This window comes from Kocuria rhizophila (genome assembly GCF_003667225.1).
Classification (GTDB): Bacteria; Actinomycetota; Actinomycetes; order Actinomycetales; family Micrococcaceae; genus Kocuria; species Kocuria rhizophila.
On sequence record NZ_RCOM01000020.1, the window covers coordinates 20,038 to 31,590 of the forward strand.

The following is an 11,553-nucleotide window of genomic DNA, read 5'->3' on the forward strand; positions in this document are numbered from 1 at the left end:
GCGTGGGCGGAGGGGAGTAGAATCACCACGATTCCCCTCTGCCTCTACCTGCGAAGAGAGACTCGTGTATGTCTGAAAACACCGCCCAGCGCGCCGATCTGCGCAACGTGGCCATCGTGGCCCACGTTGACCACGGCAAGACCACCATCGTCGACGCCATGCTCCAGCAGACGCACGCGTTCTCCAGCCACGGAGAGGTCGAGGAACGGGTCATGGACTCCGGCGACCTGGAGCGCGAGAAGGGCATCACGATCCTCGCCAAGAACACCACGGTGTTCTACGACGGGCCCGCCGCGAACGGCGAGACCATCACCATCAACGTGATCGACACCCCGGGCCACGCGGACTTCGGCGGCGAGGTGGAGCGCGGACTGTCCATGGTGGACGGCGTGGTGCTGCTCGTGGACGCCTCCGAGGGCCCGCTGCCCCAGACCCGCTTCGTGCTGCGCAAGGCGCTCGAGGCCAAGCTGCCCGTGATCGTGGTCGTCAACAAGGTGGACCGCCCCGATGCCCGCATCGAGGAGGTCGTCTCGGACACCATGGACCTGCTGCTGGGCCTGGCCTCGGACATCGCCGAGGACAACCCGGACCTGGACCTGGACGCCGTGCTGGACGTCCCCGTGGTCTACGCCTCCGGCAAGGCCGGGCGCGCCTCCACGGACCAGCCCGCCAACGGCGAGCTGCCGGACAACGAGGACCTCGAGCCGCTGTTCAAGACCATCATCGAGCACATCCCGGCGCCGTCCTACAACCCCGAGGGCGTGCTGCAGGCCCACGTGACCAACCTGGACGCCTCCCCGTTCCTGGGTCGTCTCGCGCTGCTGCGCATCTTCAACGGCACCCTCCAGAAGGGCCAGACCGTGGCCTGGGCGCGCCAGGACGGCACCATCAAGAGCGTGCGGATCTCCGAGCTGCTCGCCACCAAGGGCCTGGACCGCGTGCCCGCGGAGAGCGCCGGCCCCGGTGAGATCGTGGCCGTGGCGGGCATCGAGGACATCACCATCGGCGAGACCCTCACGGACCTGGAGAACCCGGAGCCGTTGCCCCTGATCACCGTGGACGATCCCGCGATCTCCATGACCATCGGCATCAACACCTCCCCGCTGGCCGGGCGCGTCAAGGGCGCCAAGGTCACGGCCCGCCAGGTCAAGGACCGCCTGGACAAGGAGCTGATCGGCAACGTCTCGCTGAAGATCCTCCCCACCCAGCGTCCGGACGCGTGGGAGGTCCAGGGCCGCGGCGAGCTGGCCCTGGCCATCCTGGTGGAGCAGATGCGCCGCGAGGGCTTCGAGCTCACCGCGGGCAAGCCCCAGGTGGTCACCAAGACCGTGGACGGCAAGGTCCACGAGCCCTACGAGCACATGACCATCGACGTCCCCGAGGAGTACCTGGGTGCGGTCACGCAGCTGATGGCCGGGCGCAAGGGCCGCATGGAGGGCATGAGCAACCACGGCACCGGCTGGGTGCGCATGGAGTTCAAGGTCCCCTCCCGCGGTCTGATCGGCTTTCGCACCAAGTTCCTCACGGACACCCGCGGCGCGGGCATCGCCTCCTCCTACGCGGACGGCTACGAGCCGTGGGCCGGGGAGATCGAGTACCGCACCAACGGCTCCATGGTCGCGGACCGCGCCGGCGTGGTGACCCCGTTCGCCATGATCAACCTGCAGGAGCGCGGCTCGTTCTTCGTGGAGCCCACCTCCGAGGTGTACGAGGGCATGATCGTGGGCGAGAACTCCCGCGCGGACGACATGGACGTGAACATCACCAAGGAGAAGAAGCTCACCAACATGCGTGCGGCCTCCTCGGAGACGTTCGAGAACCTCACCCCGCCGCGCAAGCTCACGCTCGAGGAGTGCCTCGAGTTCGCCCGCGAGGACGAGTGCGTGGAGGTCACCCCGGAGGCCATCCGCATCCGCAAGGTGGTCCTGGACGCCAACGAGCGGCTCAAGGTCGCCCGTCAGCGGGCGCGCGCCTGATCGTGGTCGACCCGAAGTACCCGGGCGGGGGACACGCCATCGCGGGCGCGGCGGACACGCTGCTGCCCGCGGGTGTGGACCCCGCCCGGGCGCGTCTGCTCTTCGTCCACGCCCACCCGGACGACGAGGCGATCAACACCGCCGCGTCCTTGGGCCACTACAGCGGCCTGGGCGCCACCACGGTGCTGCTGACCATGACGCGCGGTGAGCGCGGGGAGGTCATCCCGCCCGCGCTGCGCCACCTCGAGGTGGGCCAGCCGGGCTGCCCGGACACGGACGGCACCGCCCTGGGGCTGTACCGGATCGCCGAGCTCGACGCCGCCGCGGCCGCCATGGGTCTCACGGACCGGTTCTACGCGGGAGAGCCTCCCGCCCTGGACGCGTCTGTGGGCTTCGCCAACGGCGCGGGGAAGTACGTGGACTCCGGCATGAGCTGGGGCCCCGACGGCTTCGCCCAGCCGGCAGCGGACGTCTCCCCGGCCGCGCTGACGGCTGCGGACCCGGACGAGGCCGCGGCCCACGTGGCCGCCGCGATCCGTACACTGCGTCCCCACGCCGTGATCACCTACGCGGACGACGGCGGCTACGGCCACCCCGACCACGTGGCCACCCACCGGATCACCGTGCGCGCGGTCGAGGCGGCCGCCGCGTCCGACGACGCCGAGGACCCCGCGTGGGACGTGCCCCTGACCTGGGGGATCGAGTCCGAGGTGGACCCGACGGATACGCGTCCCCAGGCCGCGATCCACGGGGACCTCGCGGTCAAGCGCGCCGCCATGGCCGCGCACGCCACGCAGATCGTGCTCGCGGAGGACCTCGACGATCCCTCGTACACGATGTCCAACGGCGTGCCGCAGACGATCCACTCCACGGAGACCTTCCGGCTGCTCCGAGGGGACCGGGGATGAGCGGGCAGGGCACCCCGCGCCGCGCTGCCCCCTGGGCGGCCAACTCCTCCGTCCCGCGCACCGGCTCCACTGACGAGGCGCCCGCCGGGTCCTCGGAGCGTGCCGCCACGGGGCCCGTGGACGGCGTGGCATCCGTGTCCACGCACGACACCTCCGCCGAGCGCACTTCCGGGGTCGGCTCCGACGCGGAAACCGTTGCGCACGGTGACACCGCAGAGACCGTCGCGGCCCGTGAGCGGCCGGGAACGGCGTCGTCGGTGCTGACCGCCGTGCTCACGGGGCTGCTGGTCGGCGCGGTGGCCACGGCCATGCACGGGAACATCTGGTACCTGGACGGCTGGTGGCTGCCTTGGGGACTCGTGTTCTCCGGTGCGCTGCTGCTGAGTGCCAGCGTGTGGTGCGGCACGTCCACCGAGCGTGTGTGGGCGGCGGCGGTGCCCGGACTCGTGACCTACGTGATCGCGTGGGCCGGGGCGTACCTGCGAGAGGGCTCCGCACTGGTGGTCACCACGTGGCAGGCCCCGATCGGCGTGGTGGGGATCCTGTGGTTCGTGGTGGTCTTCGTGGCCGTCATGTGCTCCGTGATTGTGACGGGCCGTTGGCTCGTGCGCCGACGGGCGCGGTAGCGTCGGGAGCCCGTCGCTAGAATGAACGACAACTTGGGAACTGAAGGAAAGGTCCGTCACCCGTGACTTACGTGATTGCTCAGCCCTGCGTGGACGTCAAGGACAAGGCGTGCGTGGAGGAGTGCCCCGTGGACTGCATCTACGAGGGTGAGCGCACGCTCTACATCCACCCGGACGAGTGCGTGGACTGCGGTGCGTGCGAGCCGGTGTGCCCCGTGGAGGCCATCTACTACGAGGACGACACCCCCGAGGAGTGGGCGGACTACTACAAGGCCAACGTGGAGTTCTTCGACGACCTCGGCTCCCCGGGCGGGGCCGCGAAGCTCGGCAACACCCACAAGGACCACCCGCTGATCGCCGCACTGCCCCCGCAGAACCAGGACTGATCCGGTGAGCGAGCGGCGCGGCTTCGGCCTGGACCTGCCCGACTACCCGTGGAACGCGCTGGCCCCGTACCGGGAGCTCGCGCAGCAGCACCCGGGCGGTGTGGTGGACCTGTCCATCGGGACCCCCGTGGACCCCACGCCACTGGTGGTCCAGGACGCCCTCGCGGCCGCCGCGGACGCTCCCGGCTACCCCACCACGCACGGCACGCCCGCGCTGCGGGAGGCCGTGGTCGCGTGGTACGCCGAGCGGCGCGGTGTTCCCGGGCTGGACCCGGAGGCCGTGATGCCCACCGTGGGCTCCAAGGAGCTCGTGGCGTGGTTGCCCCTGCTGCTGGGGCTCGGCCCCGGCGACGTGGTGGTGCGCCCCGTGGTGGCGTACCCCACCTATGACATCGGGGCGCGGCTCGCTGGCGCCGAGTCCGTGGCCGCCGACTCCCTGGACGAGCTGGAACCGTCCGTGCGCGAGCGCGTGCGCATGGTGTGGGTCAACTCCCCGGGCAACCCCACGGGCATCGTGCGCGACGCCGCCTCGCTGCGTGAGCTCGTGGACCAGGCGCGGGCGCAGGGTGCCGTGGTGGTCTCGGACGAGTGCTACGCGGAGCTGGGCTGGGGCCGGTGGGATCCCGCGGAGGGCGGGGAGCCCGTGCCGTCCGTGCTGGACCCGCGGGTCAGCGGCGGGGACATGTCCCTGCTGCTCAGCGCGTACTCGCTGTCCAAGCAGTCGAACCTCGCGGGCTACCGCGCCGCGTTCCTGGCCGGGGATCCCGCACTCATGCCGTCCCTGATCAACTCGCGCAAGCACGCGGGGATGATCGTGGCCTACCCCGTGCAGGAGGCCATGCGCGTGGCCCTGGGGGACACCGCTCACGTGGCGGCGCAGAAGAGCCTGTACCGGCAGCGTCGTGCCGCGCTGAAGCCCGTGGTGGAGGCGTTCGGACTGAGCATCGAGCACTCCGAGGCGGGGCTGTACCTGTGGGGCGCGGCGGGGGGGGACACCTGGACCACCGTGGAGCGCTTTGCCCGCCTCGGCATCGTGGTGGGTCCGGGGACGTTCTACGGCGAGGCGGGGCACGGCTTCGTCCGGCTGTCCCTGACCGCCACGGACGAGCGCATGGCCGCGGCCGTGCAGCGCCTGGAACGGGCGGTCTGACAGCACCCCGCGCACCGGGGCAAGTGGAATCACGCTCGCACTAGCGAGTAGGTTGGTGCAGGATCACACCGTGTCCCGCCCGGTGTCCGTGCCCTCCCGCCGCCACGACGGTGTGGCGGCGTGCGAGGACACACCGATCAGCGGAACACCCGAGAAAAACGTGAAGGACTCACCATGGCAGAGGCCAAGAAGAACACCGGCAAGGTGGAACTGAGCTACGACAAGGACAAGACCCTGGACCTCCCCGTGCTGGAGGTGACCGAGGGCAACAAGGGCTACGGCATCGGCTCGCTGCTCAAGGAGACCGGCAACGTCAGCTTCGACCCCGGTTTCGTCAACACCGCGAACACCCGCTCCTCGGTGACCTACATCGACGGCGCCCAGGGCATCCTGCGCTACCGGGGCTACCCCATCGAGGAGCTCGCGGAGCACTCCAACTTCCTGGAGACCGCCTACCTGCTGATCTACGGCGAGCTGCCCACGCGTGAGCAGTACGAGGACTTCCAGCACCGGATCACCACGCACACCATGGTGCACGAGGACATCAAGCTGTTCTTCAACGGCTTCCCGCGCTCCGCGCACCCCATGCCCGTGCTCTCCTCGGCGGTCTCCGCGCTGTCCACGTTCTACTCGGACTCCCTGGACCCGTTCAACAAGGAGCACGTGGAGATCTCCACCATCCGCCTGCTCGCCAAGGTGCCCACCCTGGCCGCGTACGCGTACAAGAAGTCCGTGGGCGAGCCGCAGCTCTACCCCCACAACAACCTCAACTACGCGGAGAACTTCCTGCGCATGTGCTTTGGCGTGCCCGCCGAGGACTACGAGGTGGACCCGGTGGTCGCCAAGACCCTGGACATCCTGTTCATGCTGCACGCGGACCACGAGCAGAACTGCTCCACCTCCACCGTGCGACTGGTGGGCTCCTCCCACGCCAACATGTTCGCGTCCGTCTCTGCGGGCATCAACGCCCTCTACGGCCCGCTGCACGGCGGCGCCAACGAGGCCGTGCTGGCCATGCTGGACCAGATCCAGAACCGCGGGCTGTCCGCGGACGAGTTCATGGAGAAGGTCAAGAACAAGGAGGACGGCGTCCGCCTCATGGGCTTCGGGCACCGTGTCTACAAGAACTACGATCCCCGGGCCCGCATCATCAAGGGCTACGCCCACGACGTCCTGGCCAAGATGGGCGGCAACAACGAGCTGCTGGACCTGGCCATCGGCCTGGAGGAGAAGGCGCTCGCGGACGACTACTTCGTGGAGCGCAAGCTCTACCCGAACGTGGACTTCTACACGGGTCTGATCTACAAGGCCATGGGCTTCCCGGAGAAGATGTTCACCGTGCTCTTCGCGATCGGCCGCCTGCCCGGCTGGATCGCCCAGTGGCGCGAGATGATCGAGGACCCCGAGACCAAGATCGGCCGTCCCCGCCAGCTCTACGTGGGCGAGGGCGAGCGCCACTACCCCACGGCCAACTGAGCCGGCCGGCGCTGCCGGTACGACGCCGCCCCGGTCACCTTCTCGGTGGCCGGGGCGGCGTTCTCGTGGGGCCCGGCGCGGACGCCGGGACGGAGGCGGTCGCAGAGGTGCCGTGCGGCTCTCCTGCGCGTCCAGGCCCCCCTGCCCGGGCCGGCGCGCGGGCGGCGTCGGGCCCGGGACCGGGGAGGGTCTCAGCCCTCGTAGCCGTTGGGGTTGTTCTTCTGCCAGTTCCAGTGGTCCCGGCACATGGTGTCGATGTCCCGGTCCGCGGACCAGCCCAGCTCCGCGAGGGCGGACGCGGGATCCGCGTAGGACACGGCGGCGTCGCCGGGACGGCGCGGGGCGATCTCGTAGGGGATCTCCCGGCCGGAGGCCTTCTGGAACGCCTCCCGGACCTCCAGGACCGAGTAGCCGCGGCCGGTGCCCAGGTTCCACACGTGCACCCCGGGGTCCTCGCTGATGCGGTCCAGGGCCTTCAGGTGGCCGTCCGCGAGGTCCACCACGTGGATGTAGTCGCGCACGCCGGTGCCGTCCGGGGTGGGGTAGTCGTCGCCGAAGACCATGAGCTTCTCGCGCCGCCCCACGGCCACCTGCGCCACGAACGGCATGAGGTTGTTGGGGATGCCCGAGGGGTCCTCGCCGATCCGCCCGGACTCGTGGGCGCCCACCGGGTTGAAGTAGCGCAGCAGCGCCACGGACCAGCGCTCGTCCGAGGCCGCGAGGTCCGCGAGCATGTCCTCGATGTGCTCCTTGGTGCGCCCGTAGGGGTTCTGGGCGTCCATGGACAGCTTCTCGGTCAGCGGCATGGTCTCCGGCGCGCCGTACACTGTGGCGGAGGACGAGAACACGATGCTGCGGCAGTCGTTCTCCTCCATGGCCCACAGCAGGTTCACGGTGCCGGAGACGTTGTTGGTGTAGTACCACAGGGGCTTCTGCGCGGACTCGCCCACGGCCTTGAGCCCGGCGAAGTGGATCACGGCGTCCGGGCGGTGGTCCCGGAACACGGTGTCCAGGCCCGAGCGGTCCAGCAGGTCCACCTGCTCGAATGCCGCCACGTCACGACCGGCCAGTTCGGCCACGCGGTCCAGGGACGCGCGGGAGGAGTTGGAGAGGTTGTCCAGAACGACCACGTCGTGGCCGGCCTCCAGCAGGGCGAGGACGGTGTGCGAGCCGATGTAGCCGGTTCCCCCGGTGACAAGAATCTTCATGGGCTCCACCCTATCCAGTGCACCCGGGAAACACGGGTGGCCGGGCTCCCCGTCTCCCGGGAACCCGGCCACCTGCCGGCGGACGACGCCGCCCGCGTCAGTTCGCGTGCAGCTGCGCGTTCAGCTCCACGGTGCCGTTGCGGCGGGGCAGTGCCTCCACCGCGCCCGTGGTGGAGTTGCGGCGGAACAGCAGGTTGGAGACGCCCGAGAGCTCCGAGGCCTTGACCACGCGGGGTTCCGCGGCGGCGTCGAGCAGGGAGACCCGGGTGCCCGCGGTGACGTAGAGCCCGGCCTCGACCACGCAGTCGTCTCCCAGGGAGATGCCCACGCCCGCGTTGGCGCCCAGGAGGCAGCGCTCGCCCAGGGTGATGCGCTGCTTGCCGCCCCCGGAGAGCGTGCCCATGATGGACGCGCCGCCGCCGATGTCCGTGTGGTCGTGGACCACCACGCCCGCGGAGATCCGGCCCTCGACCATGGCAGCGCCCAGGGTGCCGGCGTTGAAGTTCACGAAGCCCTCGTGCATCACCGTGGTGCCCTCGCCCAGGTGCGCCCCCAGGCGCACGCGGTCCGCGTCCCCGATGCGGACACCGGAGGGGACCACGTAGTCCACCATGCGGGGGAACTTGTCCACGCCGAACACCGTGACGGCCCCGCCGGCGCGCAGCCGCAGCAACGACCGGGTCAGCTCCTCGGCGAGCACCGGACCGCGACTGGTCCAGGCCACGTTGGCGAGCAGACCGAAGATGCCGTCCAGGTTGAGCGTGTTGGGCTGCGCGAGGCGGTGGGAGAGCAGGTGCAGCCGCAGGTAGGCGTCGGCGGTGTCGCGGGGGGCCTCGTCGAGGTCGATCACCGTGGTCACGATCTCGGAGCGCACGTTGCGGTCCGGGTCCGTGGTCGCGGCCACGCGCAGGTCCGCCTCGTAGCTGGCGTCCGGGTTCGCGCTCAGGGCCGGGGCGGGGTAGAAGACGTCCAGGACGGTCCCCGCGCGCTCGCCGGCGTCCACCACGGTGGCCAGGCCCACGCCCGAGGCGACGCGGGAGTTGACGGTGCTCTTGCTCGTTGAAGTCATGGCTCCATCCTAAGTGCCGGGCGGAGACAGCAGAGGTGCCGCAGCCGCGCAGGACCGAGGGTGCACAACGGTGGCTAGGGTGAAGGCATGCTCACCGACGACGTCCGCGAACTCACCCGCCAAGTCATCGCCCACGCGCAACGGTTCCACGACGACGACGCCCACACCGTGGCGGCCGGCGCTCTGACGGAATCGGGGCGCGTGGTCCTGGGGCTGAACACCTACCACTTCCTGGGCGGACCGTGCGGGGAGATCGCCGTGCTGTCCAGCCATGCGGGCTCCATTCCTGAGGACCCCATTGCGGTGATGGCCGCCGCCTACGGGCCCACGGGGGACATCATCGCACCGTGCGGCAAGTGCCGGCAGATCGTCCACGACCTCTCCCCGGACATCCTCTTCGTGGTCCGCGACCAGGGCGGCCTGACCACACGGACCGCTCGGGACCTCCTGCCCCTTGCCTACGACCAGCACGCGGCGGAGCGCCCGCAGCGGGTCTACATGTGGGAGGGATACGAGAACGCCATCCGGTCCGGGGTGAAGCGGCAGACGATCCGCGTGGACGACCCCTTCCGGACGGGGCCCGCCGAGATCGTGTTCGACGGCGCCCGCGGCACCGAGGTGAGCTTTCCGGCGGTGGTCACCGACGTCCGGTCCACCCGTCGCTCAGACCTCACGGACGCAGACGCGCAACGGGACGGGTTCGACTCGCTCCGCGCCCTTCACGCGGCGCTCGACGCCCACTACCCGGGTCTCTCCGCAGACGCCGAGGTGGACGTCGTGGCGTTCAGGCTCCAGGACGACTGAGGCCGTGCGGTGACTATGCTGGCCGCCATGGCAGCCGATCAGCAGACACCCGTACTGGACCTCAGCATGGACCCCGCGGACCTCACGGCCGCGCTCGTGGACGTGGAGTCCGTCTCGGACCACGAGGGGCCGCTCGCCGACGCCGTGGAGGCGGCCCTGCGCGAGCTGCCGCACCTCACGGTGCACCGGGACGGGGACACCGTGGTGGCGCGCACCGAGCTGGGACGGGACGAGCGGGTGATCCTCGCCGGGCACCTGGACACCGTGCCCCTGCCCACCGTGGAGGGTGCCCTGGGCGCGGTGCCGTCCGTGCGGCGTCGTGAAGGGGACCGGGACGTGATCTACGGCCGCGGCACCACGGACATGAAGGGCGGGGTGGCCGTGCAGCTCGCGCTGGCCCACGAGCTGAGGGAGCCGAACCGGGACGTCACGTACGTGTTCTACGACCACGAGGAGGTCTCCAGCGACGCCAGCGGTCTAGGGCGCGTGATGCGCAACGCGCCGCAGCTGCTCGAGGCGGACTTCGCGGTGCTGCTGGAACCCACCAACGGCACGGTGGAGGGCGGGTGCAACGGCACCATGCGCTTGCGGATCACCACCCACGGCAAGGCTTCGCACTCAGGGCGCGCGTGGATCGGGGACAACGCGATCCACAAGCAGGCGGAGCTGCTGGAGCGGCTGGCGCGCTACGAACCGCGGACCATCACTGTGGAGGGGCTGGACTACCGCGAGGGGCTCAACGCCATCCGGATCGGCGGGGGAGTGGCCGGCAACGTCATCCCGGACACCGCGTGGGTGGAGGTCAACTACCGTTTCGCCCCGGACAAGACGCTGGAGCAGGCGCAGCAGCACGTCCGTGAGGTGTTCGAGGGGTACGAGATCGAGTGGCAGGACCTCTCCCCGGCGGCGCGGCCCGGACTGGACCGCCCGGCAGCCGCGCAGTTCGTGGCGGCGGGGGGCGAGGAGCCCATGCCCAAGTACGGCTGGACGGACGTGGCCCGGTTCCCCGAGGCGGGGGTGCCCGCCGTGAACTTCGGCCCCGGGGACGCCCTGCTGGCCCACACGGACGACGAGCACGTGGTCGACGACGCCGTGCGCGCGTGCCACCGTGCCCTGTCCCAGTGGTTGTCCTGATCCGCCACGTAGCCTGAGCCCATGACTTCCCAGCACACGACCCCCGATCCCCAGACGCCGTCCGCCGGCCCCGCCGAGCGCCACAAGGGCCCCGTGGTGCTGCGCCGCGGCCAGCTGCAGCGCCGCACCTCCGACCAGCGCTTCCTGGACCAGCGCCCCGCGGAGCCGGACGACTTCACCCGCACGGACCCGTGGCGCGTGCTGCGCATCCAGGCGGAGTTCGTGGAGGGCTTCGACGCGCTCGCGAACCTCGGCCCCGCGATCACCGTGTTCGGCTCCGCGCGCACCGCCCCCGGACACCCCGAGTACGAGCTGGGCCGCGAGCTCGGGCGGCAGATCGGCGCCGCGGGCTACGCCGTGATCACGGGCGGCGGCCCCGGTGTCATGGAGGCCGCGAACCGCGGTGCCGTGGACGTGGGCGCCCACTCCGTGGGCATCGGGATCGAGCTGCCCCACGAGCAGCACCTGAACCACTGGGTGGACCTGGGCATCAACTTCCGGTACTTCTTCGCGCGCAAGACCATGTTCATGAAGTACAGCCAGGGCTTCGTGGCGCTGCCCGGTGGCTTCGGCACCCTGGACGAGCTGTTCGAGGCGCTGACCCTGGTGCAGACCGGCAAGATCACCCGCTTCCCCGTGGTCCTGGTGGGCACCGAGTACTGGGGCCCGCTGCTGGACTGGATCACGGGCACGCTCGTGGCCGGCGGCAAGGTGGGCGAGGCGGACCTCGACCTGCTGCGCGTGGTGGACACCGCCGAGGAGGTCCTGGAGATCCTCACGTCCGTCCACGCCGAGGACCCCGGGATCCCGGTGGAC

11 protein-coding genes are annotated in these 11,553 nt (G+C 70.6%); 9 read left to right on the forward strand and 2 right to left on the reverse strand.

The window, feature by feature from the left end; all coding sequences use genetic code 11:
- The first annotated feature begins 68 nt into the window (after nt 1–68).
- From typA to D9R02_RS04850, 6 genes are all read left to right on the forward strand, one after another.
- On the forward strand, nt 69–1,976 hold the full coding sequence (gene typA / locus D9R02_RS04825; protein ID WP_019309484.1) for a translational GTPase TypA: 1,908 nt from the start codon (nt 69–71) through the stop codon (nt 1,974–1,976).
- A 2-nt stretch (nt 1,977–1,978) separates the two neighbouring features.
- A complete protein-coding gene (locus D9R02_RS04830; RefSeq protein WP_047978047.1) occupies nt 1,979–2,884 on the forward strand; it encodes a PIG-L family deacetylase in 906 nt (301 codons plus the stop codon).
- Nucleotides 2,881–3,510, forward strand: a complete 630-nt coding sequence (locus tag D9R02_RS04835; RefSeq protein WP_019309482.1) for a hypothetical protein — start codon at nt 2,881–2,883, stop codon at nt 3,508–3,510. The genes D9R02_RS04830 and D9R02_RS04835 overlap by 4 nt, the downstream gene beginning before the upstream one ends.
- Nucleotides 3,511–3,572: 62 nt before the next feature.
- A complete protein-coding gene (gene fdxA, locus D9R02_RS04840) occupies nt 3,573–3,896 on the forward strand; it encodes a ferredoxin (RefSeq protein ID WP_019309481.1) in 324 nt (107 codons plus the stop codon).
- Between the two features lie 4 nt (nt 3,897–3,900).
- Nucleotides 3,901–5,046 carry a succinyldiaminopimelate transaminase gene (gene dapC / locus D9R02_RS04845; protein WP_121566452.1) on the forward strand — a complete coding sequence of 382 codons (1,146 nt, stop codon included), beginning with the start codon at nt 3,901–3,903 and terminating at the stop codon, nt 5,044–5,046.
- Between the two features lie 174 nt (nt 5,047–5,220).
- Nucleotides 5,221–6,522, forward strand: a complete 1,302-nt coding sequence (locus D9R02_RS04850; protein ID WP_081477418.1) for a citrate synthase — start codon at nt 5,221–5,223, stop codon at nt 6,520–6,522.
- Between the two features lie 191 nt (nt 6,523–6,713).
- Here D9R02_RS04850 and galE read toward each other — a convergent pair whose 3' ends face one another.
- On the reverse strand, nt 6,714–7,730 hold the full coding sequence (galE, locus tag D9R02_RS04855; RefSeq protein ID WP_047978045.1) for a UDP-glucose 4-epimerase GalE: 1,017 nt from the start codon (nt 7,728–7,730) through the stop codon (nt 6,714–6,716).
- A 97-nt stretch (nt 7,731–7,827) separates the two neighbouring features.
- Nucleotides 7,828–8,799 carry a 2,3,4,5-tetrahydropyridine-2,6-dicarboxylate N-succinyltransferase gene (gene dapD, locus D9R02_RS04860; protein WP_019309477.1) on the reverse strand — a complete coding sequence of 324 codons (972 nt, stop codon included), beginning with the start codon at nt 8,797–8,799 and terminating at the stop codon, nt 7,828–7,830.
- An 87-nt stretch (nt 8,800–8,886) separates the two neighbouring features.
- Between dapD and D9R02_RS04865 the strand changes: the two genes are divergently transcribed.
- From D9R02_RS04865 to D9R02_RS04875, 3 genes are all read left to right on the forward strand, one after another.
- Complete coding sequence (locus tag D9R02_RS04865) at nt 8,887–9,603, forward strand: ASCH domain-containing protein (RefSeq protein ID WP_019309476.1); 717 nt, start codon at nt 8,887–8,889, stop codon at nt 9,601–9,603.
- Nucleotides 9,604–9,630: 27 nt separating this feature from the next.
- Entirely contained in the window at nt 9,631–10,737 is a 1,107-nt protein-coding gene (gene dapE / locus D9R02_RS04870; protein ID WP_259463907.1) for a succinyl-diaminopimelate desuccinylase, read from the forward strand.
- Nucleotides 10,738–10,758: 21 nt separating this feature from the next.
- The coding region (locus tag D9R02_RS04875) for an LOG family protein (protein WP_121566454.1) at nt 10,759–11,553 on the forward strand (795 nt) is incomplete at its 3' end.

Coding starts and splice junctions, on each gene's coding strand:
- typA (WP_019309484.1), top strand. CDS start 69: ATGTCTGAAAACACCGCCCAGCGCGCCGATCTGCGCAACGTGGCCATC.
- D9R02_RS04835 (WP_019309482.1), top strand. CDS start 2,881: ATGAGCGGGCAGGGCACCCCGCGCCGCGCTGCCCCCTGGGCGGCCAAC.
- D9R02_RS04850 (WP_081477418.1), top strand. CDS start 5,221: ATGGCAGAGGCCAAGAAGAACACCGGCAAGGTGGAACTGAGCTACGAC.
- galE (WP_047978045.1), bottom strand. CDS start 7,730: ATGAAGATTCTTGTCACCGGGGGAACCGGCTACATCGGCTCGCACACC.
- dapD (WP_019309477.1), bottom strand. CDS start 8,799: ATGACTTCAACGAGCAAGAGCACCGTCAACTCCCGCGTCGCCTCGGGC.
- D9R02_RS04865 (WP_019309476.1), top strand. CDS start 8,887: ATGCTCACCGACGACGTCCGCGAACTCACCCGCCAAGTCATCGCCCAC.
- dapE (WP_259463907.1), top strand. CDS start 9,631: ATGGCAGCCGATCAGCAGACACCCGTACTGGACCTCAGCATGGACCCC.